Genomic DNA, 26,904 nt, shown 5'->3' on the forward strand with positions numbered 1-26,904 from the left:
ACCCTATCCATCTACAGCGCATCAAATCTTTACTAATCTTGATAAAATAGGCTATGATGACGCATTATATTCATTTATACACCGAGCTAAAATAATTAATTAGCCGATTCATTAAATATTTAAGGAACACAGTATTATGGCAAATCCAATTGTCAGTCGTACAGAGCTTGCCGTTGGTGGCAGGGCGATGACCGTAAAAGGTGTGATTCATAAGACCAGCTTTTTATTGGGTCTAAGTGCCATTTCTGCTATGGCTTTCTTTTTCTTTATCTTAAGTGGTGGCATTAGCGGCGGTATGGCACAAGGTATTACCTTTGGTAGTATGATTCTTGCCTTTGGTTTGGGCTTATTCATTACCTTCAAACCGCAAAAAGCCAAATCACTAGCTGCACCATACGCCATTTTAGAAGGCCTATTCTTGGGCGGTGTCTCTATTATGTTTATGGGTATTGACCCAAGTATTCCAGCCAATGCTTTAGCCGCGACTTTTGTCACTGCTGCTGTAATGCTTGGACTATACCGCTCTGGCCTAATTAAGGTAACTGAGAAGTTCCGCTCAATCATGATGTCAGCCATCATCGCTATCATGCTTATATATGTTGTACAGTTAGGCTTCGTATTATTTGGTTCAAGCTTACCGTTCATTTTTGAGACTGGCGGATTAATCGGTATTGGCTTTAGCTTATTTGTGGTGGTTATTGCCTCATTTAGCCTATTACTAGATTTTGATAATGTCGAGCGCGGTGTTGCTGCTGGCGTATCAGAAGACTATGAATGGGTATTTGGTATTGGTATTTTAGCGACGCTGGTTTGGATGTACTTCGAATTTATGCGTTTATTGAGCCATTTCCAAGATTAATCATCCCTTTTAATTGCTATAGCTTATTGATGTGTAAGATGTGTAAAAAGGTCGCCCAATTAGGGCGACCTTTTTTATTGCCTCAAACAAATGGATTCTATAGTCAACGAAGTCTAAAAGTGTGACAAGGCACCCGAGCGCAAGTTCGACAAGTCTAGGATTAGCAAGGTTAACCGCCGTAACCTTTTAGTCGTTCGCTGACTATAACGGTTACGCTCGTTTTAGACGTAATGCATTCAATACCACGATTAATGAGCTTAACGACATACCAATCGCCGCTAGCCAAGGCGGTACATAACCAAAGGCTGCCGGTAATAGCACTACCATATTATAGCCCAATGCCCAACGCAAATTCTGTTTAATAATATGCTGCGCTTTATCAGCAATACGCTTGGCATCATGCACAGCAGTCACTTTTCCATTTAATATCACACTGTCACTTGAGACTTGCGCTAAATCTGCGGCGCCGGCAATGGCCGTTGAAATATTGGCAGCGGCCAAAACAGGCGCATCATTTATACCATCGCCTACCATCATAACGACTTCGCCTTGCTGTTGGCGCTGCTTGATATGATTAACCTTATCAGTCGGCGACAACCCATAATACAGCTCATCAACGCCTAACTGCTTGGCAACCATTTGAGCATGCTCACTAGGGTCACCTGTTAAAATAATGGTTTTAATATTCTGCGCTTGCAGCTTAGCAATCATATCTGCCACGCCCTCACGCACGCTGTCATTAAAGTAATATAGCGCCAAAGGCTCCCACACTGCATCATTGGCAGCATCTGTGTTGTTAGCGCGTCTGGTCAGCATAACCGCGGTACTGGCATGATGCTTATCTAAATTAGGCAAATAGTGCGCCTCTACTCGCTCAGATAACGCTGTCGTGCTGCTCTCATTCTGCAAAGCAAAATCAACATGACCCAAGCGATATTGATAACCGCCGCCAATATCACCCACGACCGCCTCGATACCGCCTGCCGGATGATGCTCAACACTGGTTACGGCCGGTAAATGTAGCTGATAGGCGGCATCCAGTAACGCACTAGCAATCGGATGACGACTGCCCACCTCTAACGCAGCCGCAATGGCCAATAAATCATCTTTACTCGCGACCTTGGCATCATCCAAAACATCGACGAACAATAAATTAGGCTTGCCATACGTTAAGGTGCCGGTTTTATCAAAAGCAACTTGGGTAATCTCTCCCAAAGTCTGAATGGTGTGGCCACGAGTGGTCAAAAAGCCATAGCTTGCTAGCCGATTGGTCGAGACGGTTAGCGCAATCGGTGTTGCTAAGGATAAGGCACAAGGGCAAGTCGCCACCAAGACAGCAACCGTTGCCCATAACGCTTGCGACGGATCAACAAAATACCAACCGATAAAGACACAGACGGATAACACTAAAATACGTGCCACAAACCATCGCGCCCATTTATCTGCTTGCTCAGCAATCTTCGGCTTCTCGCTCATGGCGCGATTCATTAAGCGGTCAATCAGTGCAATTTGACTATCTTCAGGTAAGGCGGTAACAATCATCACAAAGGGCTGACTGTCGTTTTGTGAACCGCCCACTACTTGCTCACCGCGATGTTTAGCGATTAGTTGACTCTCACCGGTTAATAGACTCTGTGATACGGTCGCTGTTTCACTACATAAAATACCATCTGCTACCACTTCACTGCCGGCATCAATCATAATCACGTCACCCACGTTTAGCGTATGCGCGGTGACAGTCTCGCTATGACGACTCTTAGTTGTCTTACTAGGGTTATTGTTAACACCATTGTTATTTTTGGCAGCATGGATTAATTCACCTAGCTCGCTTAATTGCTTTGATTGTGAGCTGCTTAAGGCAATATTAGAGTAGTCTAAATTTGATTCGGTTTGACTGCTTGGACTGAGTTCTTGAATAAGCTCTGGCACTTGCGCAATACGTTGAACCAAAGTCGGCTCTACAACGACGAGATCATTGGCCATATTGGCCGCTTTTAGACGTGCATTATGCTCAATATAGCGACCTGCCAGCAGGAAGAACACAAACATACTGACCGAGTCATAATAGGTCTCGCCATGTCCTGAAATGGTGGCGTATAAACTGGCGAAAAAAGTCACGGTCAGTGCAATACTGACCGGCACATCCATATTTACCTGACGCGCTTTAATCGCTGACCAAGCAGAAGTAAAGAAAGGTACTGCACAATAAAAAAACACTGGAATACTGACAAACAAAGATACCCAGCGCAGAAAGTCGCGCTGCTCAACAAGCATGCCGCTATAACTAGTGTAATTACCAAAATACATACCGACAGCAAACATCATCGCTTGCATTGCACCTAAAGCTGCAATACCCAAACGTATCATCATTTGCTTGTTATGGCGGGCAAGCATTGCCTCGTGGGTATCCTGACGATAGGGCTTGGCATCATAACCAATCTGATTAATCGTAATCAGGATATCGCTAATGGGCAGCTTTGTTTCATCCCAAATCACCCGCATTCGCTGATTGGTTAAGTTTACTTGGCACTGCTTCACGCCATCAAGCTCATCGAGCCGTGCCTCAATCAGCCAAGTACAGGCCGCACAGCGCAGGTTATTTACTGATAATTCAGCAACGGAATAGCCATCGGATGCATATACAAACTGTGATTTCACATCATCATGATCATACGCCTGTAAGCGCTGCAATTCTGTTGGCATACTGGCGGTACGGTTAATCTCTGAGCGGTCTAGATAATATTGCTCAAGCCCTGCTTCGACAATACTTTCAGCCGCAAGCTGACAACCCATACAGCACATATGACGTGACTCGCCCAAGACAGCTGCTTTAAATGGCGGCTGCGGCACGGGCTCACCACAATGAAAGCAGCATCCCTTTGGTGGTAATACTAGATTATTAATATCATCTTTTAGATAAGTGAACTGACCGCTCTTACTTGAAGCAGGCGGAACCGATTTTTGTGATGAGTTTGGAGAAGTCATAGGCATAATCACAACAGTTATAACGCTATAGTCGACCCTTTATCTAACCCCACAAAGATAAAGACAATGCCCTTGTATTTGGCTGAATAATTAAGCGCATACAAAGACATTATCCTCATAGTAACAGAGAGCATAAAGGGGTCATTAGAAGGGCTATTAACCGTACATAGCAGGCTTATTTATATGGGGATGATAAATGCAAATCCAAAAATAAGGCTTAAGTTAAAGGCGAAAAATAGTACACTCTATTGTATCAGGTCGTGCAGATAAGGTATGCATCGTTACCCTTAGATTGCTCAAACAAGGCCTTTTGATGAAAAACAGGTGAAATCAGTGTATTAGTTGCCATATCACCGCCATTTATTTTCAATGACATTGAAAAAATAGGCGTTTTAGGTCATTATAATCGGGTCTTTTTTTAAGTTGGTAATCCTATCGTGTATCACAAACCCTCTCGTGCAAAACCATCTACATCTCAGCCTTCAACAAAACAGTCCTCCGTAACGACTGGCAAGCTGCCAAACCCTGAAACACAGCGCGGGTCTGTTATTGGTTTTGTTCTACTGATTATTATCATTGTCGGCATGTTGCTGCTTGCGATGTATTTGGTTAAGCAAGACAGAGTCATCACTTCAAAATTTGAAGGCAAACGCTGGAATATTCCGGCTAAAGTATACTCGCAGCCTCTAGAGCTGTACCAAGGGGCGACCTTATCGGGTAAAAACCTAGACACTTGGCTTGAAATGCTCAACTATCAGTCCGGTTCAAACTATGACCGTACCGGCTCGTATAGTAAGTCGTCTGGTCAATACACCATTCATACTCGCGGTTTTAAATACAGTGCCAATGATGTTGATCCTGAACAAATCATCAAAGTCAGTATCAATAACTCAAAAATCACCAGTGTACAAAGCACCGAGCCTAACGATACTGGTATTGTGCGTATCGAGCCGGTGACCATTGGCGGTATCTATCCTGATAATAATGAAGACCGTATTGTGGTACCTATTGATGAGGTGCCGCAGCCGTTAATCGATGCGCTGATTGCAACCGAAGATCGTAGTTTTTATGAGCATAAAGGGGTATCAATACGGGGTATTGGACGCGCCATTGTCACCAATTTAAAAGGTGGTAAGATGCAAGGCGGCTCGACCATCACGCAGCAGCTGATTAAAAACTTCTATCTAAACGATGAGCGTTCTTTAAAACGTAAAGCTAATGAGGCGGTCATGGCGCTACTGCTTGAAATGCATTACGATAAAGATGAGATTTTACAGACCTATCTGAATGAAATTAACTTAGGCCAAAATGGCAACCGCTCTATCAATGGCTTCGGTTTGGCGTCACAGTTTTATTTTAATCAGCCACTAAAAGAGCTGCGTATTGATCAGCAAGCGATGCTAGTTGGTTTGGCTAAAGGCACCAGTTATTACAACCCTCGCCGTAATCCAGAGCGTGCATTAAATCGTCGTAATACGGTTTTATCTAATATGCTCGCAACTGGCAAAATTGATCAAGCCACTTATGATGAAGCCATTGCAAAGCCACTAGATGTGGTCGAAAAGCCTAGCGTTGGCAAGAGTCGTTTTCCAGACTTCTTAGATATCGTAAAACGCGAGCTACAAGCAAATTATCATCAAGAAGATCTAAAGAATGAGGGCTTACGTGTCTTTAGTACCCTTGACCCAATTGCTCAATTTGCTGCCGACGCTGCCGTTGATAAACAGTTAACCATATTGCGCAAGAAAAGCAGTAAAACCAAACCTATCCAAGCCGCTTTGGTTAGCGCCAATCCGGCATCAGGCGAATTAGTCGCCGCTGTTGGTAGTGGTAGTGAGTTCACAGGCTTTAACCGTGCTGTTGATGCCAAGCGTCAAGTGGGTTCATTATTAAAACCCTTTATCTATATGACCGCGTTAGAGAGTGGTAAATACAACCTTGCCAGCCCAGTAAATGACAATCCGGTTACCCTTACATTGGCCGATGGCTCTACGTGGACACCAAAGAACTATGATGGTCGTGACCATGGTTATGTGCCATTAACCACTGCCCTTGCCAAGTCTTATAACCAAGCTGCGGTTAACGTGGGTGTTGAATTTGGTATTGGTACTTTGGTTAATCAGATGCACCGTATGGGTATTAATGAGAAAATCCCAACTTATCCGTCTTTATTGTTAGGGTCGGTTGAGCTTAGCCCAATGGATATGCTTGGCATGTATCAAGTGGTGGCTGCAGGCGGATTCCGTACGCCGATTATCAGTATTCGTTCTGTCGTCGATGATCGTGGGCAAATCTTGCAGCGTTCAGGTCTGGATACCAAACGCAGCGTACCGCCTGATGTCAATTATCTGACCAATTATGCAATGCAAGAAGTGGTTAAAAATGGTACTGCCAAAACGTTGCAATCTTTGGGTAGTGATTTAAATCTGGCCGGTAAAACAGGTACTACCAATGACTATCGTGATGCATGGTTTGCAGGCTATAGCGGTAACTATGTGAGTGTGGTTTGGGTCGGCCGTGATGACAACCAACCAATTGGTCTTAGTGGTGGTAGCGGCGCTCTACCTGTCTGGAAAGACTTTATGGGACGCTTGCGTTTAACACCTGTTAACCTCGTACAACCAGACAGCGTTGAGTGGTTATGGCTTGAAAACGGTACAGGCAAATTGTCGCATGAAAGCTGTGCCGGCGCACGCTACTTACCGGTATTGTCTAAATACTTGCCAGAAGATGCCAGTGACTGTGCGCTGCAACTGTATCAACAAGAGCAAGCGCGTAAACAGATTCAGTGGTTAAACAATCAGCGCCGCTCACTACTTGAGCAAAGCAGACAAAGTGACACTGCACAGCCCAATAATGACACGGGTGCATCAGAAACTGCACCGGTTACCTCTGACAACTCAGATAATGCCAACAATAATACGCAGTCTGAGGACTCTCAAAGCGGCGGCGAAACTTGGTATGAGAAAGCAGCAGAATGGTTCTAATTATCATTGACATTGCTTTGTAAGCGAATAGGAAGTGAGCTTGGTCATCGGTTTATATTCTGATACCACGCTCATATCTCTGTATAATTATGTTTATCACTTAAAACCATTACTTTATTAAGCCAGCGCTTGTCTTACTATTTGACTCTTTTGACCATGGAAACATTACGCCCTTATGCAAAATTATTCACCGCGTCAAAGCCAACCTACTCCGTATTTAAAGTCTATTGTCCTAGCGTCATCTTTTAGTCTGCTCGCCTTAACTGGCTGTCAGACGACCACTGGCATATCGCAATCTGGCAATCAGACGACCAATCCTTATGGCTCCTCTGCACCAACCACGCAGCCTGACACCTCTGTTTATGACAGTTCAGAGTATGAAGACGTCATGGAAGAGACTGCTGACAGCACTACTCAAAGTCAGACAGACAATCCCTTTGAGCCTGAGCAATCACCTGACAACTCGTCAATCGTGTCACAGCCTAATCGGACGACAACACCGCAACGTCATCAGCCGATTGAGACTGCGCCTGTGGCTGAGCAGCCAAGACCAACCAATCAACAGTCGGCAAGACAAATACTACTTGAGCAAGCCAGACAAAATTCAGGGTCAACAGCACGCAGTTCATCTTCAAGTGAAGATGGTGATAATATCCCTGCCTTTAGAAAGCTTATGAATACCGGTGTCGCCCAATTACGCCAAGGCCAAGTTTCCGCTGCTCAAAGTACCTTCACCCGTGCACAGCGTCTCGCTCCGCAGTCCTCGGCGGTCTATTATTATCTAAGTCAGGTTGCACTTGCCCAAAATCAGCCGTTGAAAGCTGAGGCAATGGCACGCCGTGGTTTAGTCGTTGCTAAAACCGCTTCAAGAAAACAAGCCCTATGGCGACTCATCTTAAAAGCCGGGCAAGCTCAAGGCAATCAGCGAGTCATTAAAGATGCAAATGCTGCGTTATCTCGCTAAAAGCGACCCAATAAACAAACTTATTTTTACTCAATACTTTATTAATTAAACAGCGTTAAGGATCATTATGGATTGGCAGCAACTTCACCTACAATGCGCAAAAGACAATGTCGATTTGGCAGAGAGTCTTTTATTAGAAGAAGGCGCCTTATCTATTAGCTTAGAAGATGCCGGCGATCAGCCGTTGTTTGAGCCCCTACCTGGTCAATCTCCATTATGGGATGAAGTTATCCTAACTGGGTTATTTGAAGCGGATAACGCTCAAAATATCGAAGCCGTTGCTCAAACTATTGCGGTGCAAGTTAACGCCAGCCGAGTATGGACTACCCCACTTGCTGATACCGATTGGGAACGTGAATGGATGTCGCATTATGTGCCTATCGAATGCACCAATAATCTATGGATTGTGCCTAAATGGATGACGCCACCTGACCCAGAAGCGACCAATATTATGATGGATCCGGGTCTGGCATTTGGTACCGGTTATCATGCCACTACTCGTCTGTGTCTAGATTGGTTGACCGACCAGAATTTAAAAGACAAGGTGATTATTGATTACGGCTGTGGCTCTGGTATTTTAGGTATTGCTGCCCTGCTACTAGGCGCTAAACAGGTTTATAGTGTGGATATCGATCCTCAAGCAGTACTTGCCACCAAGCAAAATGCAAAAAGCAACGACGTTGATGACTCGCTACAAGCGTATTTACCAGAAGATTTTACTAAAGCTTTTGCGGCAGGCGAGATTCCAAAAGCGGATATGATTACCGCTAATATCTTAGCCAAGCCATTAATGGATTTAGCCCCTTACTTAGCAACTCTTATTAAATCACAAGGTGATATTGTACTAGCTGGACTTATCTCTGAGCAGCTTGAGCAAGTAGTTGAAGCGTATGCGCCTTGGTTCCATTTAGATGGCCGTCATTCATATGAGAAGTTCGATGACTCTCATTGGCATCGTCTATCTGGCAAGCTCATCGACTAAGCAAAACCCTGATAATAAATCAGTAGTCATATAGCGTATAACATGACTCTTAGATGAGCACAATCACTGTTGTATAATGGCATTATTCGGTAAGATACCCGCTAGAGCAAGCACCTAAAAACATCTGCCAATACTAGAGTATGGGACAGTGATTTTTTTAGTCAGTGTTTATAGAGGATATTACTGTAGAGTAAGTAATAACATAAATAGGCACTGTCTTTTGCTATATATGCATGACTATTTGTCTACCCTGCTGCTTTTATACCAATCTATACAACGTCTTTAACTTGCGTGCCGTGCTATTATGACAAACCCCACTACCCATGTCTTACAGTCACAGATTATGAGCAACAATCAAGTATCTGACAACCAAGCGCACTTTATCTCAGCTAATATGGTTGAATCTATGGTGCCGCGTCAACCACTAAGGCAACACGTACAGTTTGCTGTTGAACAGTATTTTGCTGAACTTGAGGGCGAGATGCCAACGTATTTATACGATACTTTCTTGCAAGAATTAGAAATGCCACTGCTTACCGTTGTGCTTGAGCAAACCCAAGGCAATCAATCAAAGGCAGCAAAAATATTAGGCTTAAATCGCGGTACACTGCGTAAGAAAATGCAGCAATACGGTCTAATGTAAGTTGACTATTACTTTGTAACCATAATTGTAAGAGAGTCTATGCCTTTAAAGGCTTTATTAGCCTAGATTAATTTGCTAGTGAGATTGTCTTATAGTAGCCCAATGAGTCGCTAAAAACTTAAGCCAATCACCATGAAAACTTTGTCATATTATCCAAATTCCTCTAATATACACGGGTCTTAACTCGCGCTATGGTCTATTAAGATAATGGCGTGATTAAGCGATAAATCAGTATCAACGATGATTTCAGAACCCAATCACCTTTTTTATCTCTCACACTATGGGAAAAACTATGTCTGACAAGCCATACGCTCTTATTTCTGTTTCTGACAAATCACACATTGAAAGCTTCGCTCAAGGTTTAATTGACGCTGGATACGACCTATTATCTACTGGCGGCACCTATCGCTTATTGTCTGAAAATGGCATTGCAGTGACCGAAGTAGCAGACTATACCGGTTTTGCTGAGATGATGGACGGCCGTGTAAAAACACTACATCCAAAAATTCATGGTGGTATTTTAGGTCGCCGTGGTCAAGACGATCAGGTCATGAGCGAGCATGGAATCCGCCCGATTGACCTAGTCATTGTTAACCTATACCCATTCGCGCAAACCGTTGCTAAGCCAGGTGTGACCAAAGAAGATGCGATTGAAAACATCGATATTGGTGGTCCAACCATGGTTCGCTCTGCGGCTAAAAACCATGAGTACGTGGCTATCGTAACTAGCCCTGCTGATTACGATCGTGTGTTAGAAGAGCTAAAAGGGTCAGGTAGCATCTCACAAAAGACCCGTTTTGATTTGGCCGTAAAAGCATTCGAACACACAGCGCATTATGATGGCATGATTGCTAACTTCTTAGGTAGCCGCTTAGAGTCATTTGATCAGCCAGACGATTTTGCCCGTACTTTTAACGTACAGATGCAAAAAGCGCAGGATTTGCGTTATGGCGAGAACCCACATCAAAAAGCGGCTTTCTATGTTGAAGCAAATGGTTCTGGCGAGGGCAGTATCTCAACCGCTCAGCAGCACCAAGGTAAAGAGCTGTCTTATAACAACATCGCTGATACTGATGCCGCTTTAGAGTGTGTGAAATCATTTAGTGAATCAGCTTGTGTAATTGTTAAGCACGCCAACCCTTGCGGTGTAGCGATTAATGCCAATCAAACAGACGCTTATAAAACAGCCTTTAGCACTGATCCTGAATCATCATTCGGTGGTATTATTGCATTCAACCGTCCGCTAACCAAACAGACGGCACAAGCGATTGTTGATACTCAGTTTGCTGAAGTGATTATTGCACCAAGCTTAGAAGATGGCGTTTTAGATATCACAGCAAAAAAGAAAAATGTTCGTGTTTTAACATGCGGCGAATTACCTAACCCACAACAGCGTGCAGCACAGTTTGACTATAAACGTGTCACTGGCGGCCTATTGATTCAAAACCAAGATTTAGGTCTTATCACTGCTGATGATTTAAAAGTGGTCACTGACTTACAGCCAACATCTGAGCAAATGGCTGACTTGTTATTTACTTGGACGGTTGCTAAATATGTGAAATCAAACGCAATTGTATACGGTAAAGATCAGCGCACTGTTGGTATTGGCGCCGGTCAGATGAGCCGTGTTAACTCTGCGCGTATCGCTGCTATCAAAGCTGAACATGCTAATCTTGCTACTGAAGGTGCAGTCATGGCATCAGATGCCTTCTTCCCATTCCGTGATGGCATTGATAACGCTGCTGAAGTCGGCATTAAAGCAATTATTCAGCCCGGCGGCTCTATTCGTGATGATGAAACCATCGCTGCGGCTAATGAGCATGGTATCGCGATGGTATTCACTGGTATGCGTCACTTCCGCCATTAAGCCATACATCCTCATTAACAGTGAGCTATAGTCGTAGTCAGATATTTGAGATACTAGGCAACCGAGCGCAAGTACTACAAATGTAGGCTTAGCAAGGTTAACACCGTACCTCTTTTATATGACTATGACTAAAAATTGGATGGAAACTATGAGTGTATAGTGCTTTATTCGAACATCTAATTAGTTCAACATAAAAACCCCGCCTTACTCAGTAAGACGGGGTTTTTGTATTTAGTAGTTTTATTTTAAGTTATTGACCAAAATTACTGGTGAATTAGTAACGTTTATCTATATAGTTTAAGAGCTTTGAGAGAGTTACGAGGCAACCGATGCAAGCCTTATAAAGCAGGTTTAGCGAGGGTAACGCCGTAACCATTTAGCCGTTCGCTATCTATAACTATAGGCCAGCGATATCGTTAATTATTGCTTCATTCTTATTAATCTCAGTCGATATCTTTAGATATTCAAGGTAATCTGTAAACATCTCTAGACCACGGCTTTGGCGTACAATAGCAGCTGTCTGGGCTCTTTCAGCTTCTAATACATCTTCTGGTAACGCTTTATTTAAAGCATCCATCACCACAACCGTAGCACCGGCATTGGTCGCTTCTGGAATGGCTAGCAGCTTACCTTTTGGCGTGTCTTTACTAAACACAATCGCTTTTTCAGCAGCTGACAACTGTGGATTTTGACGGTTGATAGTCCCTAAAGACTGAAACGATACATTGGCTGCACTCATACCTTTTTGATTCACTGTCTTAGCAATCGCGGTAGCTGCTTCTAGCGCCTTTTGAGTCGCCTTCTCTTTAACCAGTACCTGCTTAATCTGTGCCGTCGCTTCTTGTAAGCTCAACGGCGCAACAGGACGATAATTAGCCGGCTGAACCCATAAGGTTCCTTTATTGACTTTAATACTTGGGCTAACTGACTCATCTTGAATAGTAAAATCATCAAAAGCCGCTTCAATAACCGCAGGCTGATTTAGCACGGTATTATTATTAACCTTGGTGTAGTCCTTAATTTGACGCAGCGTTAGCGCTTCTTGCTGTGCGATATCTTGGATACCAACACCATCGGTTGCCATATCATTAATACGCGTAATCTTATCAGCAATCAGTTGCTCACGTTTTTGACGCTGCACTTGGGCTACTAGTTCATCACGCATATCTGCAAGCGACGGTATAGAATCACCCGATACTTTGGTCACTTTAAATAATTGATAACCAAAGCCCGTTTTAACCGCGCTTGATACTTCGCCTTTTTTTAGACCTTGAATAGCTTTGGCGACTTTTGTACCGTCTTCACCAAAGGCATCTGGGTTGAAGGTACCGATATCACCGCCTTTCTCACGGCTGATTGGATCTTCTGATACTTCTTTGGCCAGTGCCTCAAAACTCTCACCTTCTTCTAGACGGTTTTCGACCGCTTTGATACGGCTTCTGGCGTCATCACCTGTTAATAAAATTTGGCTGATTCTTTGAGTATAGTTGCCCGAATAATTCACTTTAAAGTCATCATACTGCGCTTGTATCTCCTCCTCTGTCACAGGCTCTATAGACACTTTGGTTGGGTCTAGTAGAATATAAGAAAGATCAACAGTCGCTAGACTCTGTAGCTCATTTTTGTGCTCGTTATAGTAATCTTCAATCTCTTTGTTAGAGACTTTGACCTGATTTTGATAATCCTGCCAAGGCAAACGGTGTAGCCACACATCGCGTGTCTCTTTTTGCAAAATAACCAGTCTGTCGATATCTGCACCTGGATACAGCGCCGTTTGCGCGATACTGTTATACAGCTGAATCACGTTAAGTTGCTGACGATACTGATCAAACAACTGATCTTTGGTGATGCCTTGCTGTTTTAAAGCAAAAGCAAAACGATCATTAGAGAACTGACCATTTTCATCCAAAAACTGAGGATCTTTTAACAGCATATTGTTTATGACCGCATCAGATACGTACATCCCTAACTGCTCACTTTGATTTTTGAGCAAGGCACGGTTGATTAGACCATCTAGCACTTCACGGTTTAGCACAATATTGTTAATGGCACTGCTTTCGATGCCACTTTGCATCAGCTCATTTCTACGCCCATTGATACCATCTTGGTATTCCATACGGCTAATAGATTGATCACCGACTTTAGCGACCTCATTCACACTTGCCGAACCACTAAAATAACTCTCAAGCCCTAGGATCACCAACGGTGACAGACAAAGCATTAAAAAGATTCTTCCAGGCCAACTTTTGAGAAAATTACGTATCGATTCCATAGTACATATCAGTCATAGGTTAATAAAAGGATAACGTAGTATCATACGTTAAAATGCAGTTTGACACAAAAAAAACGCACCCTAAGGTGCGTTATTGTCTACTTTTAGACGTATAGAACAGGTTAACGTTGCAAAATTATGCGTCGTTTAAGCGATCTTTAAGACCTTTACCTGCTTTGAAATGTGGTACACGGCTTGCTGGAATATCTAGAGCAGCACCAGTCTTAGGGTTACGACCAGTACGCGCTTTACGGTCTTTAACACTGAATGTACCAAAACCAACTAATGAGATAGTGTCATTGTTTTCTAATGCTTCACCAACACTTTCCATCATAGCATTTAAAGCATCAGCTGCTTGAGTTTTGTTAAGACCACTTTTCTCAGCGATGCTATCAACTAATTCTGATTTGTTCATAAAGAATTCCTTTAAAATGGGTTTAATTCGGGATAAATTCTATCGCTTAAAAACCAATTAAGCAATAACTAAGTCCCTAAAGACAACACAATAGTGCAAAAAAAAGCACATTTAATTTTTAGTATGGTCTTAAATAGGACAACTCGTAATTGCAGTTATAACAAGGGGGTCAAAAATGTGCAAGTAAATTTACATATTATTGATGAATAATACACCTAACATCCCTTGTGACCTTGTTTAAGAGCATTTTATACCCCCAAACGCTTCTTGTTTCAAGTCCTGACCTGCATTTATATCGCAATTTGTTATAAAAATTACAAAAACGACATAGATTAAAAGCTAGCATAGCATTTTTAGCCTTACATTGGAGGCTAATTGGTTGTGATTAATACAGCTTTGGTAGATAGCTTTGTAAATAAATATAGACATTCGGCAGTTAGGCTGTAAAAATACTGTAACCACTATGGCGCAGGCCACGCATTATGCTATTATTTATGGCATTTGACCTTATCTTATTATTTACTTTTGTGGTATTTAATCCTGTGGCATAAGGTTACCGCTATTAGCGACGTATTTATTGCAATCATTATTCGTTAAATTGCGATAGATAATGACCGCTTAAACATTTCATTTAAATAGGTTTAGCATGAGTCAAAATCCGATATCTAATTCTTTACTTAATGTCGTGCTCGTTCTTGCAGAATCTGCAATTACGTTAGTGTTAAGATTCGACCCAAACCTGCGCAAAGCTGTTTATCCCCTTGTAAAAAAGAACACCGTGGTCTGTGTTCGTAGCTACTTGCCACACACTGAGGTTTATGCCACTTTTACCCATAAAGGCGTGCTACTAGATAGCAGAATGCCGGCTAACATCAAAGAAGTAGATGTAGTGATTAACGCCTATAGCCATCAGCTGATCAATGCTTTTGTGAGTAACGACCCCACTCAGGTTAATAAACTGACCATGCGCGGTTCCACTGAAACGGTCACTGAAATACGTGCTTTCATTATTCAGCTGGGACTCGCTAGCTTATTCCAAGGTATTATCAAAACGATTAAGGGTAAAGATAAAAACAAAGGTTCAGATGACGCTAGCGGTAGTGATGCTAGACCTGACTACAAGGCACGTATTGAAGAACAGCAACAACAGCTCAATGTGCTTAGCAAGCGTAACCGTGAGTTAGAAATTAGCTTAAAAGAAGCGCAGAGCAAACAGAAAGTAACCCTGATTGCTCTTGTGGTTGCGGTACTAATTGCTGTTATATCAGTGATTGGATGGGTTAGCTGATTTACTGCACCATTTAAACTGCTTAACCTAAAGCAATCGTTTTGACATACTCATCGCGATATAAAAACGAGAGATAGAAAAAAGCTTAAATAATCCAACCTTATGGTTGGCTCTCATTTAAGCTTTTTTATTACCTGTAGTATTTAAATTGCTTATAGAAAAATTTGCTAGTTTTATTGTCTCTTTGCCTTACCGATTACTTATCGATTAGAAAACTTAAGATATAAATTACCTTACCTACAGCCAATCATTTTCTGACCTCACCGCTTGATATTACCGGCACAACCCCCATTAAAGCTAAGTTAAGCTACTGAATTGAATACCAAATCTATTCTTACAAAATGATTACCGATTAATCTTGACTAAATTACTCGGGATTAACTATAATAGCCAACATAATCACTTATTAGCACATTGTGGAGGCAATTAATGCGCTTAACTACCCGAGGAAGATACGCGGTTACCGCGTTACTTGATTTAGCCATTCAAGACGGTGATTCATCAAGCGCTGTCTCCCTATCTGACATTGCTAAACGCCAATCTATTTCTATTTCTTATTTAGAGCAATTATTTTCTAAGCTAAGAAAAGCAGGATTGGTCACCAGTACGCGCGGCGCATCTGGTGGTTATCATTTGGCTAAACCGTTATCAGAGATTGATGTGATGGCTATTATCACAGCAGTTGATGAGTCGGTGAATGCTATGCAGTGTGAAGGTCAAGGTAACTGTCAGGGCGGCGCTATGTGCTTAACCCATGATTTATGGTGCGCCTTATCTAAGCACATTGAACAATATTTAAAAAATATTTCTCTAGATCAGTTATTGAAAATGGAGAATGTTAAAGACGTTTCGCATCGCCAACAATTAATTTCTGATGCGGCGACTGATACCTCAAACAATCAATCTAATCCAAACATTATTTTCTCTGCCAGTGAGGTTAATCCAGCATGAGTAACTTAAACCGCCCGATATATCTTGATTATGCCGCAACGACTCCCGTTGATCCACAAGTCGCTAAAAAGATGACTGACTACATGACCTATGATGGCATGTTTGGTAACCCTGCGTCACGCTCTCACGGTTACGGCTGGCAAGCAGAAGAAGCTGTTGAAAATGCCCGTCAGCAAATCGCTGATTTGGTAAATGCAGACCCACGTGAGATTGTGTTTACCTCAGGTGCAACAGAGTCAGATAACCTTGCTATTAAAGGTGCAGCTCATTTCTATCAAAGCCGTGGTAAACACATTATCACTAGCAAAATCGAGCACAAAGCAGTATTAGATACGTGCCGTCAATTAGAGCAAGAAGGCTTTGAGATTACTTATATCGAGCCACAGCCAAGTACTGGTTTGATTTTACCTGAGCAAGTTAAAGACGCTATCCGTGAAGATACTATCCTTGTTTCTTTAATGATGGTAAATAACGAGCTTGGTACTTTGACCGATGTGAAAGCTATCGGTGAAATTACTCGTGAAGCCGGTATTATCTTCCACGTAGATGCTGCTCAAGCTGCTGGTAAAGTTGCTATCGATTTACAAGATTTAAAAATCGATTTAATGAGCTTCTCAGGCCATAAGATTTATGGTCCTAAAGGTATTGGCGCCCTATTCGTTCGCCGTAAGCCGCGTATTCGTATCCGTGCTGAACAGCATGGCGGTGGTCATGAGCGTGGTATGCGTTCAGGTACTCTAGCGACGCACCAGATTGTTGGTATGGGTGAAGCCTTTGCTATCGCTGCTGAGCGTCTTGAAGAAGACCATGCGCATGCTCAAAAAATGCGTGACAAGCTTTGGGCAGGCGTACAAGATATCGAAGAGATTTACCTAAATGGTGACTCAGAGAACAGCGTACCAAATATTATAAACATCAGCTTTAACTTTGTTGAGGGCGAATCGTTAATGATGTCGCTTAAAGACATGGCCGTATCTTCAGGTTCTGCATGTACCTCAGCAACGCTTGAGCCATCTTATGTATTACGTGCAATTGGTCGCCCAGATGAATTGGCTCATAGCTCGATTCGTTTTAGCTTTGGCCGCTACACTACTGAAGAAGATATCGATATTATCTTAGCTCAAATTCATGAAGCGGTTGATAAGTTAAGAGACCTATCACCACTTTGGGATATGTATAAAGATGGTGTCGATCTAAACGCTGTAGAATGGGCCGAGCACTAAGCCACCTTGATCGTTACGGACAAATACAGTTAACCGTTATAAATACAGATAAGGTGTCTAATTACTCATTATATTTTTAACAATTATAATGTTAGACGCTTTATCTCAGTAAAAAATTCATGTCGAAACCTTATTTCGACAAACCTTATTATTTTAAATATCTAGGTTAAACCCCAGGAGAAACACCATGGCTTATAGTAATCAAGTAATTGACCATTATGAAAATCCACGTAATGTTGGTAATTTAGACAAAGATGCGACTAACGTTGGTACTGGTATGGTCGGCGCACCTGCTTGTGGCGACGTAATGCGTTTGCAAATCCAAGTTGGCGATGACGGTATTATCGAGGACGCCCGTTTTAAAACTTATGGCTGTGGTTCAGCTATTGCTTCAAGCTCATTAGTTACTGAATGGCTTAAAGGCAAAACGCTTGACCAAGCGTCAGAGATTAAAAACAAACACATCGCTGAAGAGTTGGCTTTACCACCAGTAAAAGTGCATTGCTCTGTACTTGCTGAAGATGCGATTAAAGCAGCAATCAATGATTACCGTACTAAAAGTGGCAGCAAAACTGACGCTTAATTGTAAACAGTAAGTGGCTCTACCGCTAAATATAATTCACTTTTATGCTTAGTGGTAGAGTCTAATAGGCCAATCATCTGCCAATATATAAATGATAAGTCTTTAATTTTTAACGATGGGAAAGTCTTAATGATTGAATTGACCGAGCGTGCCGCAAAACACGTATTAGACTATTTAGAAAACCGTGGTCATGGTGAAGGCATTCGTGTGGGTATCCGTACCTCTGGATGCTCAGGACTGGCCTATGTGTTAGAGTTTGTAGATGAGCCAAACGATGTGGATGTTAAATATCACAGCCACGGTGTAAACATCTTTGTTGACCCGAAAAGCAAAGTTTACTTAGACGGTTTACATATGGACTATGTGAGTGAAGGATTGAATGAAGGCTTTAAATTCACTAACCCTAATCAAAAAGGGGAATGTGGTTGCGGTGAGTCTTTCACTGTTTAACCGGTAATACCAATTCTCAAACTGACTCATTAAACTTAGGTTTAATAGTTAATTTGAAATTATGGCGTTCATTTTTCTGTATGTCTTTAACGTACTAGTAAACCGTATTATATGTCTTTAACATACTAGTAAACCGTATTAAGTGACAATATAAGCTGCTGACGACTTTGTTCGTCAGTTTTGTCTTTACGCTTAGCACAAAGTCAGTCCGCTTAGCTGTATAATAGTGGATTAACTATATATTATAATAACGCAAACCCTCATCCCTACTATCAACAAATAGCACCCAAAGCCTATGTCTGATAACGCGCCTACTTTCGCTAATTTTTTTGCTCTATTTGAGCAGCCTGTTGCCTTTAATATCGATACCACTCAATTGAGTCATCGATTACGAGTGCTTCAAAAGCAGTTCCACCCTGATAATTTAAGTAGTGATGAAACGGCGGCTTCGAAGCAGAACTCGGCGGTTATCAATCATGCCTACACTATTTTGTTGCATCCAGACAGCCGTGCAAACTACCTATTAGAATTATCTGGACAAGAGCTTAATACTGATCATTCGATTGCAGATTTAGACTTTCTAGATGATGCCATGGATATGCGTATGGATCTAGATGATGCTGAATCGGCTGCTGATTTAACGACTATTAAGTCGCTTAAAACCAAAGCAGAGTCACGTATTAAAACTCATTCTGATCGCTTTGAAACGGCTTATAATCAGCAAGATTGGCCTACGGCAATGGATGCGACCCAGAAGCTTAAGTTCTTAGTGAAGCTCAAAAAAGATATGGATACCGCCATCGATAACAGCCAGCAAGCTGACGACGATGATGACGACCTATATCTATAATTTCTCCGTAAAAGATAGTCGGCTGTTAAAATATTAAGCAGATAAGCCGCTGTTTTACTATCTATGCTGTTTTGCTATCTATATTGTTGTTTTACTTTCATTTTTATTATTAGCCATAAATTGAGTGTGTTATGTCCCTATTACAAATTGCCGAACCCAACCAAAGTGCAAAGCCGCATGAACATAAATATGCTCTAGGTATCGACTTAGGCACAACACGCTCCATGGTAGCGGTTGTTCGCTCAGGAAAGGCGACATTATTAAAGACCTTGGACGAAAATGACCAAGCTGACGACACAGACATGTTATTGCCATCGATTGTCTATTATGGCAATCAAGATGATACCAATACTCCAATCGTGGGTAGTCCTGCCCTAGCCTATTTTGAGACTGACCCTGCCAATACTATTATTTCGGCCAAGCGCTTTATGGGCCGCAGTGTTAAAGACATTAAGTTCTCACATCCTTATCAGCTAAAATCTAGTGAAACTACGACCGATGCAATGCCATCGTTTGTGACGGCTCAAGGTGATATATCTCCCGTTGAAGTGTCTGCGGATATTTTGCGTACTCTACAACAGCGTGCACAAAAAGCATTGCCTGAGGACAGCATCCAAGGTGCGGTCATTACCGTTCCAGCATACTTCGATGAAGCACAGCGTCAAGCGACTAAAGATGCGGCAAGATTAGCCGGTTTGAACGTTTTAAGACTGCTTAACGAGCCGACAGCCGCGGCAGTTGCTTATGGTTTGGACCGTAATGCAAATGATTCAGATGAGAAGATTTATCTGATTTATGATTTGGGTGGTGGTACATTCGATGTCTCATTACTGAAAATGAATGAAGGTGTGTTCGAAGTACTGGCGACAGGCGGTAACAGTGCATTAGGTGGTGATGATATGGACCGCTTGATTATGGGCTGGTTACTCAAGCAAGCGACCCTTAAACCTACTGATTTAACTGCTCAGCAGCGCACACAAGTAGCACGTCAAGCCGAAAGCTTTAAACAAGCGCTTACGCATAGTGATTCTGTAGATGTGGCTATCGATGTGGCCAGTCATCAGTGGCAAGGTCAATTAACCTCTACTGATTTAATGCAAATAGTTGAGCCGATTACTCGCCGCACTATCTCGACGTGTGAACAAGTGATGCGCGATGCCAATATCGAACCTGAGCAGCTAGATGAGATTATTATGGTGGGTGGTTCAACCCGTATGCCAGTTATTCAAAAAGCGGTGCAGCAATTCTTCAATAAGCAGCCACTCGCGCATCTAAATCCAGATGAAGTCGTCGCTTTAGGCGCGGCCCAAGTAGCCGATCAGCTGATTAAAGATGATAAATCAAATAATATGCTACTGCTTGATGTTACCCCTCTATCCTTGGGTTTAGAAACTATGGGCGGCTTAGTAGAAGTGGTCATCCCACGTAATACGCCAATTCCTGTGGCCAAAAAGCAGACCTTTACAACTTATCAAGACGGTCAAACCGGTATGGTCATCCACGTGGTACAAGGTGAACGTGATACGGTTGAGCACAATCGCTCATTAGGCCGCTTTGAGCTATATGGCATCCCGCCAATGAAAGCGGGGTTAGCACGTATAGAAGTAACCTTTGATATCGATGCCAATGGTCAATTATCGGTTAGCGCATTAGAAGCCACATCAGGCGTGCAAAGTGATATAAAAATTACCCCCTCTTACGGCTTAAGTGATGAGCAGCAAGAACAGCTGTTAAGTGCTGGATTTGAAAATGCAGAACATGACAAGATATCGCGCAGCTTAATTGAAGCAAAAGTAGAAGCAGAGCGTGAAATATTAGCACTCCAATCTGCGCTACAAGATTTCGGTGGCTTACTCTCAGAGAGTGAAACAGAGTCTCTACAACACGCGATGAAGAATCTAAACGCTGTATTAAATACCGTTTCTTCTTCAGAGGATGACAGCGATTTACAGGCAATTAAAGCAGAAGTTGAAGCGAAGCAGGCACAATTAAAGCCACTTAGCGACAGATTTGCCGCCCTGATTATGGATCAAAGCGTTAAACAGTCACTTGCAGGTACTAGCACCGAAGATTGGTCAGAATAACCAGATACCTTGCTTGATTGAATACTGAATTAACCGATTATAACCAACTTTAAAATTAAATATTGGAAACCTTTATGCCTAAAATTACAATACTACCTCATTTTGAAATATGCCCAGAAGGCACAGAAGTTGAATTAGAAAGTGGCGATAACTTGTGTAAAGGCTTATTAGAAAAAGGCGTTAAGATTGAGCATGCTTGCGAGATGTCTAAAGCCTGCACTACCTGCCACGTTATTATCCGTAAAGGCTTTGATAGCTTAGAAGAAATGGATGATGTGGAAGCAGACTTATTAGATAGAGCCTGGGGCTTAGAGCCGGATTCGCGTCTGTCTTGCCAAGTTGAGATTGAAGACACAGACTTAGTGGTTGAGATTCCTAAGTACACATTAAACCATGCCAAAGAAAATCATTAATCTGGCATGAGTTAAATAAAAAATCCTTTAAATGAACTAAACCCCATAAGTTGGATACAATTTATGGGGTTTAGTTCAAAATGAGTGGCTTTCTTTATTTCAGCCAGTAATTAATTCGAATCAATTACTGCATTTGCCAATCAAATGGCATTTGGTTATGACCGCGTAGTGCCATCATTAGAGTCTGCTGCATCGCTAAATAAACGTCTTGGGTATAAGGCACTGCTGGCGTACCCCAAACTGGATTTGGCCATGCAAGATCGTTTTGATAACGAACGATATGGTGGAAGTGTAATTGCGGTACTTGGTTGCCCAATGCTGCAACGTTCATTTTGTCTGCATTAAAGGTTTTCGCCATCTGGCTAGATAACCAACTAGACTCACGTAAAAACTGGGCTTGATCCGCAGCTGACAGCTCATAAATCTCTTGTACGCCCGCCACTCTGGGTACCAATATCAGCCAAGGAAATTGGCAGTCATTAATTAGACGACACGTTGATAAAGGAAAATCTCCAACTAAAAAAGAATCTTTAGCAAGTGTTGGATGAAGTTGAAACATATCGGTTCTCTTATTTATTTTAATAATTCAGCAAACTGATATTTTATCAGGTATTGGCTCGATATTATAGATGCTAAAAGGTTTAATATCTGAGTCGCCTTCATCAGCCTATTCACAGTGCTTTGATATCGACCCAAACATCTGAGAAATCTCACCATCTTCAAATAAAGGGGGCTTAAAATAAAGGATAATCCTATCACCCATAAAAAAACAGCCTTGAAAGCTCAAGACTGTTTTGCTATTTAATCTGCACTGATTGAGAGGCACTAACCGTATCAGCTGGGATGTTCATAGCGAGTTACCAAGCACTACCTATTTCAATTATTCTTATTATACCATCCTGTTGTTTTACTAATTATCCCTATAGCTTATTATTCTGATTTTATTATTTTGGATTTATTATTATTGATTTTGTACCGTAACAGAGAATTTAGGGTCATACGAGTTTCAAATTACATTTCAACCGCATCTTCTACATCATCATCGAACCAATCGGGTACTTGTAGCTCTTCTAAATCTACCGCAAATTGAGTATTTTCAAATCTCGAACCTGTCATTATTATCCTCCTCTTTATGTTTTGAATGACTATAAGATACTGATAATAAATGACAGTCAGATTAACGACAGATGACGATTTGATGACCTCCGTTTAATGATCCCAAATTGAGCTCATTGAATGAAAGTTAACCTTCCATATTCTCAGGCTTCGCCACGTGCTTAGCAAAATGGTTCAGCAGCTCACGTACCACCTCTACTCGCTGAGCCGGTGTCTCGAGCTTCTCAGGGTTAGTGTAACGAATACCTGATGCGCCATTCATACGATAGCGATTGCCATCAGATTGAATCAGTTGAATAATTGCTAGGGCTTCAACGGGTGTATCGGGAGCAAACTCGAGAGTGACACTGTTGCTGGTCGCATCGATTTTATGAATGGCCAATGGCTCAGCCTGAATACGCAATTGATGAATAGCAAATAGCTGCTTGGTCTGATCAGGCAATGCACCAAAACGGTCAATCATCTCAGTACGAATATCAGTCAACGCATCTTTATCTTCAGCATTACTGATACGCTTGTAGAACAACAAACGCTGCGGCACATCATTGACATAGTCTTCCGGTATCAGTGCTGAACAATGTAGATTAATCTCACTGGTTAGTGATAATGGCGTATTTAAATCAGGCTCCTTGCCCGCCTTAATCGCCTTGGTCGCACGCTCTAGCATGTCCATATAAAGACTGAACCCAATCGCCTGCATGTTACCGCTTTGCTGTTTACCGAGTATCTCACCGGCGCCGCGAATTTCTAAATCCTCGCTTGCGAGCATAAATCCTGCGCCCAAGGTATTGGCACGCTCAATCGCTGTTAGACGTTTTTTGGCATCGCCTTTTAGCCCTTTAACAGACGGTACTAATAAATAACAGTAGGCTTGATGATGACTGCGCCCCACTCGCCCGCGCAACTGGTGCAGCTGTGCTAGACCAAACTTATCGGCACGCTCAATGATAATGGTATTGGCATTAGGTACATCGATACCGGTTTCAATAATGGTGGTACAGACCAATACATTGAAATTTTTGTGATAAAACTGCTGCATGACTTGCTCAAGGCCACGTTCATTCATCTGACCATGAGCAACGCCAACACGAGCCTCTGGCACCAGCTCACGGATATTCTCTGCCATACGCTCGATACTGGCAACATCGTTATGCAGTAGATATACCTGACCCCCACGTAACAGCTCACGCAAGATGGCCTCTTTCATTAACTGGTCAGACTTTTGCATTACAAAGGTCTTAATTGCAAGTCGGCGCGCCGGCGGCGTGGCAATAATAGACATATCACGCATACCTGTTAACGCCATATTAAGCGTACGTGGAATTGGCGTTGCCGTCATTGATAGGCTATCGACATCACTTTGAATCGCTTTAATACGCTCTTTATGACGCACCCCAAAGCGGTGTTCTTCATCGACAATCATTAAACCCAAGTTGGCAAATTTGACATCTTTTTGCAGAATCTTATGAGTACCAATAACAATATCCACTTTACCATCGGCCAACTCTTCTAGCACTTTGTCCTGATACTTTTTACCCCCAAAGCGCGATAAGGTTTCCACACGAATCGGCCAATCGGCAAAGCGGTCTTTAAAGTTATCTTCATGCTGACCTGCCAGCAAAGTTGTTGGCACAAGTACCGCCACTTGATAGCCACTATTAACCGCAATAAAGGCCGCTCGCATCGCAACCTCTGTCTTGCCAAAGCCCACATCGCCACAAATCAGACGATCCATTGGCTTATTTTGCTTCATATCATGCATCACTGCATCAATAGCATTGGCTTGGTCTGGCGTTTCTTCAAAGGCAAACTGACTGGCAAACAGCTCATACTGAGCCGTCTCTACTTTAAAGTGAATACCCTCTTTGGCTTGACGACGTGCCTGCATATTTAGCAGCTCTGCCGCCACATCATGAATTTGCTCTAAAGCTTTTTGCTTAGCTTTATCCCACTTACCACTACCAATCTTATGTAGAGGTGCTAACGCAGGATCACCGCCACTATAACGGCTAATCAGTTGTAGATTAGCAACAGGCACATAAATGCTGGCGTCGTCGGCATATTTTAGGTGAATAAACTCTTGCTCACCTTCACCAATATCTAGGGTAATGAGACCGTGATAGCGACCGATCCCTTGATCGATGTGTACTACAGGGCTACCTTCGGTCAGCTCGGTAACACTTTTAACCAAGAACTCTTCGGACACATCGCTTTGACGACGGCGGCGGGTTTGCAGCACTTGTCGGCCAAACAGCTGCGTCTCACTAATAATAGACAGCTGCTGATGGATAACTGCTCCACGCTCAATAGGTGCAATAGTAAGGCCAATGGTTGGTTTGGTGCTACTGCTCGACTTTTTATCTAATGCCGCACTGGTTTGATACAGCTCGCTGCTTAAAAACTGCTGCAAGCTATCTACTGTTTGAACATTCAGCTTACTGCGGAACAGCTCTAGTAGAATCTCACGACGACCGGCCGTTTCTGCAACTATCAAAATAGCGCGACGCTGCGAACCATCTGCGGCTAATGACTGTGATAGCTGTTGTTCGGTTTCATTATCGCCCCAGTGACCGCTGGCATAATTAAGCAGCTCTAGTAGAGGTTCTGCTTTTTGATGACTGACAGGCAGCTCGGGCGGCTTAACCGCTGGCAATCTCACCTTACCTCTTAGACTGCTATCGACTGTATCTAAGTCGTTTTGACTGAGGATAATACGCGAATAGTCATTTAGCTTTTCATTAAGCTCATTGCTCAGTAAATATAATAAAGAAGGCTCAATAATGGGCTTATCGATATCATGACGACGCTCTTCATAGCGGCGCTGAATCTGTGACCAATAATCGCCCTGTGATTCGGTGATATTTTCATCAACGATAAACAACGCGTCTTTGGGGAAATAAGAGAAGAGATGACCCGTCTGACGCCAATCATCTAATTCAAAGAATAGCGGCTGATAATATTCAAGGCCACTACTGGCAATTCCTGCCATCACATCTTTGTGTAGCTCAAACTTGCGGCTACTGGCGTTAGGGAACATTGCTGCAAAGTTAGTACGGAAGGTCTCTTTACCCTCATCTAACGGGAACTCTTTGGCCGGCAAGATTTGAAACTGGGTAATCGGTTTGGAGACATCAGGCAATTTATGCAGTAACGACAATGACTCAATAGAGAGCTCATTTTTATTAGCGCTGTCTGCATTGGGTTTTCCTGAGACCAGCTCTTGCAAAGTCTGAGGTGATAAAGTGCGCTGAGTTTGTGGATTAAAGAAACGGATGGTTTCAATTTCATTATCAAATAAATCCAGACGTAGTGGAAACGGCTGACCCATTGCAAAGATATCAATCACACTGCCACGGACCGCAAACTCGCCAGGCTCGAACACATTATCAACGGCACGATAACCGGCTGCCGCCAACATCTCACGCTGTGCTTCGATATCAAAGATATCACCAACACTTAAATCAAAATGCTGTCCAATCAGCCAACTTGGCGGTGCCACGCGCTGCATTAAGGTTTGAATACTAATCAGTAAAATGCCACTTTTTGGCATTTCAGTCAGAAGGTTAATACGCTCACTGACAATATCCTGATGCGGAGATAATTCATCATAAGTGAGTGTCTCCCAATCTGGGAACACATAGGCATCCACACCGCAAAACGCCAATTCCGTCTCAATTTGATTGAGCTGATTTTGGTCTTTGGTAACCACCACTTTGAGCCGATTTTCCACATTGGCAACCGGACAATCCGTTAAGCTTGCCAACCATAGACTGCCTGCAGCACCATGCGCAGGATACAGCCAGCGCCTTTGTGTCTTAGTAATTGGAAATAAGGCTTCATTGGTTGCGGTAAACAGCGTGGTTAGCGGATGCTTAGGTGATTTAGGCATAATGGTGTGGGTGTTATCCTTATTAATGACCAAATTTCTGCCACAAACTGCAGCAGGTTATATGTGATTTGAAGACGGTTATT

Annotated in this window: 19 protein-coding genes; 14 read left to right on the forward strand and 5 right to left on the reverse strand. The window is 42.6% G+C overall.

Going from position 1 to position 26,904, the window contains the following annotated elements; translation table 11 throughout:
- Positions 1-136: 136 nt before the first annotated feature.
- Complete coding sequence (locus AC2SLO_RS08815; RefSeq protein ID WP_486540393.1) at positions 137-859, forward strand: Bax inhibitor-1/YccA family protein; 723 nt, start codon at positions 137-139, stop codon at positions 857-859.
- 210 nt (positions 860-1,069) lie between these two features.
- On the opposite strand, the gene AC2SLO_RS08820 is transcribed toward AC2SLO_RS08815, so the two are convergent.
- The gene (locus tag AC2SLO_RS08820; protein ID WP_486540395.1) at positions 1,070-3,844 is read right to left on the reverse strand and encodes a heavy metal translocating P-type ATPase; all 2,775 of its coding nucleotides are present in this window, start codon (positions 3,842-3,844) and stop codon (positions 1,070-1,072) included.
- Positions 3,845-4,428: 584 nt separating this feature from the next.
- Between AC2SLO_RS08820 and mrcB the strand changes: the two genes are divergently transcribed.
- The 5 genes from mrcB (at position 4,429) to purH (ending at position 11,287) form a co-directional block, all read left to right on the forward strand.
- Complete coding sequence (mrcB, locus tag AC2SLO_RS08825; RefSeq protein WP_486551871.1) at positions 4,429-6,831, forward strand: penicillin-binding protein 1B; 2,403 nt, start codon at positions 4,429-4,431, stop codon at positions 6,829-6,831.
- 175 nt (positions 6,832-7,006) lie between these two features.
- Complete coding sequence (locus AC2SLO_RS08830; protein ID WP_486540399.1) at positions 7,007-7,795, forward strand: tetratricopeptide repeat protein; 789 nt, start codon at positions 7,007-7,009, stop codon at positions 7,793-7,795.
- Between the two features lie 67 nt (positions 7,796-7,862).
- Positions 7,863-8,777 (forward strand): 50S ribosomal protein L11 methyltransferase, encoded by a 915-nt coding sequence (gene prmA / locus AC2SLO_RS08835; protein ID WP_486540401.1) that lies wholly within the window; start codon positions 7,863-7,865, stop codon positions 8,775-8,777.
- Positions 8,778-9,081: 304 nt separating this feature from the next.
- A complete protein-coding gene (fis, locus tag AC2SLO_RS08840; RefSeq protein WP_486540403.1) occupies positions 9,082-9,420 on the forward strand; it encodes a DNA-binding transcriptional regulator Fis in 339 nt (112 codons plus the stop codon).
- Between the two features lie 292 nt (positions 9,421-9,712).
- Positions 9,713-11,287 carry a bifunctional phosphoribosylaminoimidazolecarboxamide formyltransferase/IMP cyclohydrolase gene (gene purH / locus AC2SLO_RS08845; RefSeq protein WP_486540405.1) on the forward strand — a complete coding sequence of 525 codons (1,575 nt, stop codon included), beginning with the start codon at positions 9,713-9,715 and terminating at the stop codon, positions 11,285-11,287.
- A gap of 397 nt (positions 11,288-11,684) precedes the next feature.
- Here purH and AC2SLO_RS08850 read toward each other — a convergent pair whose 3' ends face one another.
- Positions 11,685-13,559 (reverse strand): SurA N-terminal domain-containing protein, encoded by a 1,875-nt coding sequence (locus AC2SLO_RS08850; RefSeq protein ID WP_486540407.1) that lies wholly within the window; start codon positions 13,557-13,559, stop codon positions 11,685-11,687.
- A gap of 136 nt (positions 13,560-13,695) precedes the next feature.
- The gene (locus AC2SLO_RS08855; protein ID WP_486540409.1) at positions 13,696-13,974 is read right to left on the reverse strand and encodes an HU family DNA-binding protein; all 279 of its coding nucleotides are present in this window, start codon (positions 13,972-13,974) and stop codon (positions 13,696-13,698) included.
- Positions 13,975-14,620: 646 nt separating this feature from the next.
- Here AC2SLO_RS08855 and AC2SLO_RS08860 point away from each other — a divergent pair.
- The 8 genes from AC2SLO_RS08860 (at position 14,621) to fdx (ending at position 21,816) form a co-directional block, all read left to right on the forward strand.
- The gene (locus AC2SLO_RS08860; RefSeq protein ID WP_486540411.1) at positions 14,621-15,262 is read left to right on the forward strand and encodes a hypothetical protein; all 642 of its coding nucleotides are present in this window, start codon (positions 14,621-14,623) and stop codon (positions 15,260-15,262) included.
- Positions 15,263-15,691: 429 nt separating this feature from the next.
- The gene (locus AC2SLO_RS08865; RefSeq protein ID WP_486540413.1) at positions 15,692-16,213 is read left to right on the forward strand and encodes an Rrf2 family transcriptional regulator; all 522 of its coding nucleotides are present in this window, start codon (positions 15,692-15,694) and stop codon (positions 16,211-16,213) included.
- Positions 16,210-17,436: an IscS subfamily cysteine desulfurase gene (locus AC2SLO_RS08870; protein ID WP_486540415.1), complete on the forward strand. Its 1,227-nt coding sequence runs from the start codon at positions 16,210-16,212 to the stop codon at positions 17,434-17,436. The genes AC2SLO_RS08865 and AC2SLO_RS08870 overlap by 4 nt, the downstream gene beginning before the upstream one ends.
- Positions 17,437-17,623: 187 nt before the next feature.
- Positions 17,624-18,019 (forward strand): Fe-S cluster assembly scaffold IscU, encoded by a 396-nt coding sequence (gene iscU, locus AC2SLO_RS08875; RefSeq protein WP_486540417.1) that lies wholly within the window; start codon positions 17,624-17,626, stop codon positions 18,017-18,019.
- 129 nt (positions 18,020-18,148) lie between these two features.
- On the forward strand, positions 18,149-18,469 hold the full coding sequence (gene iscA, locus AC2SLO_RS08880; protein WP_486540419.1) for an iron-sulfur cluster assembly protein IscA: 321 nt from the start codon (positions 18,149-18,151) through the stop codon (positions 18,467-18,469).
- A 295-nt stretch (positions 18,470-18,764) separates the two neighbouring features.
- On the forward strand, positions 18,765-19,319 hold the full coding sequence (gene hscB / locus AC2SLO_RS08885; RefSeq protein ID WP_486540421.1) for a Fe-S protein assembly co-chaperone HscB: 555 nt from the start codon (positions 18,765-18,767) through the stop codon (positions 19,317-19,319).
- Positions 19,320-19,450: 131 nt separating this feature from the next.
- Complete coding sequence (gene hscA / locus AC2SLO_RS08890) at positions 19,451-21,403, forward strand: Fe-S protein assembly chaperone HscA (RefSeq protein WP_486540423.1); 1,953 nt, start codon at positions 19,451-19,453, stop codon at positions 21,401-21,403.
- Between the two features lie 74 nt (positions 21,404-21,477).
- Positions 21,478-21,816, forward strand: a complete 339-nt coding sequence (gene fdx / locus AC2SLO_RS08895) for an ISC system 2Fe-2S type ferredoxin (RefSeq protein ID WP_486540425.1) — start codon at positions 21,478-21,480, stop codon at positions 21,814-21,816.
- 124 nt (positions 21,817-21,940) lie between these two features.
- On the opposite strand, the gene AC2SLO_RS08900 is transcribed toward fdx, so the two are convergent.
- Positions 21,941-22,375, reverse strand: a complete 435-nt coding sequence (locus tag AC2SLO_RS08900) for an HIT domain-containing protein (protein WP_486540427.1) — start codon at positions 22,373-22,375, stop codon at positions 21,941-21,943.
- Positions 22,376-23,059: 684 nt separating this feature from the next.
- Positions 23,060-26,821 carry a transcription-repair coupling factor gene (mfd, locus tag AC2SLO_RS08905; RefSeq protein ID WP_486540429.1) on the reverse strand — a complete coding sequence of 1,254 codons (3,762 nt, stop codon included), beginning with the start codon at positions 26,819-26,821 and terminating at the stop codon, positions 23,060-23,062.
- Positions 26,822-26,904 lie beyond the last annotated feature (83 nt).

This window comes from Psychrobacter sp. CX14, from assembly GCF_057396205.2.

Excerpts from the sequence above, each read along its gene's own strand:
- fis (WP_486540403.1), top strand. The coding sequence starts at position 9,082 with ATGACAAACCCCACTACCCATGTCTTACAGTCACAGATTATGAGCAAC.
- mfd (WP_486540429.1), bottom strand. The coding sequence starts at position 26,821 with ATGCCTAAATCACCTAAGCATCCGCTAACCACGCTGTTTACCGCAACC.
- AC2SLO_RS08870 (WP_486540415.1), top strand. The coding sequence starts at position 16,210 with ATGAGTAACTTAAACCGCCCGATATATCTTGATTATGCCGCAACGACT.
- iscA (WP_486540419.1), top strand. The coding sequence starts at position 18,149 with ATGATTGAATTGACCGAGCGTGCCGCAAAACACGTATTAGACTATTTA.
- hscA (WP_486540423.1), top strand. The coding sequence starts at position 19,451 with ATGTCCCTATTACAAATTGCCGAACCCAACCAAAGTGCAAAGCCGCAT.
- AC2SLO_RS08865 (WP_486540413.1), top strand. The coding sequence starts at position 15,692 with ATGCGCTTAACTACCCGAGGAAGATACGCGGTTACCGCGTTACTTGAT.
- prmA (WP_486540401.1), top strand. The coding sequence starts at position 7,863 with ATGGATTGGCAGCAACTTCACCTACAATGCGCAAAAGACAATGTCGAT.
- AC2SLO_RS08830 (WP_486540399.1), top strand. The coding sequence starts at position 7,007 with ATGCAAAATTATTCACCGCGTCAAAGCCAACCTACTCCGTATTTAAAG.
- hscB (WP_486540421.1), top strand. The coding sequence starts at position 18,765 with ATGTCTGATAACGCGCCTACTTTCGCTAATTTTTTTGCTCTATTTGAG.
- AC2SLO_RS08850 (WP_486540407.1), bottom strand. The coding sequence starts at position 13,559 with ATGGAATCGATACGTAATTTTCTCAAAAGTTGGCCTGGAAGAATCTTT.
- AC2SLO_RS08860 (WP_486540411.1), top strand. The coding sequence starts at position 14,621 with ATGAGTCAAAATCCGATATCTAATTCTTTACTTAATGTCGTGCTCGTT.
- fdx (WP_486540425.1), top strand. The coding sequence starts at position 21,478 with ATGCCTAAAATTACAATACTACCTCATTTTGAAATATGCCCAGAAGGC.
- mrcB (WP_486551871.1), top strand. The coding sequence starts at position 4,429 with ATGTTGCTGCTTGCGATGTATTTGGTTAAGCAAGACAGAGTCATCACT.
- AC2SLO_RS08855 (WP_486540409.1), bottom strand. The coding sequence starts at position 13,974 with ATGAACAAATCAGAATTAGTTGATAGCATCGCTGAGAAAAGTGGTCTT.
- AC2SLO_RS08820 (WP_486540395.1), bottom strand. The coding sequence starts at position 3,844 with ATGACTTCTCCAAACTCATCACAAAAATCGGTTCCGCCTGCTTCAAGT.
- AC2SLO_RS08900 (WP_486540427.1), bottom strand. The coding sequence starts at position 22,375 with ATGTTTCAACTTCATCCAACACTTGCTAAAGATTCTTTTTTAGTTGGA.
- purH (WP_486540405.1), top strand. The coding sequence starts at position 9,713 with ATGTCTGACAAGCCATACGCTCTTATTTCTGTTTCTGACAAATCACAC.
- iscU (WP_486540417.1), top strand. The coding sequence starts at position 17,624 with ATGGCTTATAGTAATCAAGTAATTGACCATTATGAAAATCCACGTAAT.
- AC2SLO_RS08815 (WP_486540393.1), top strand. The coding sequence starts at position 137 with ATGGCAAATCCAATTGTCAGTCGTACAGAGCTTGCCGTTGGTGGCAGG.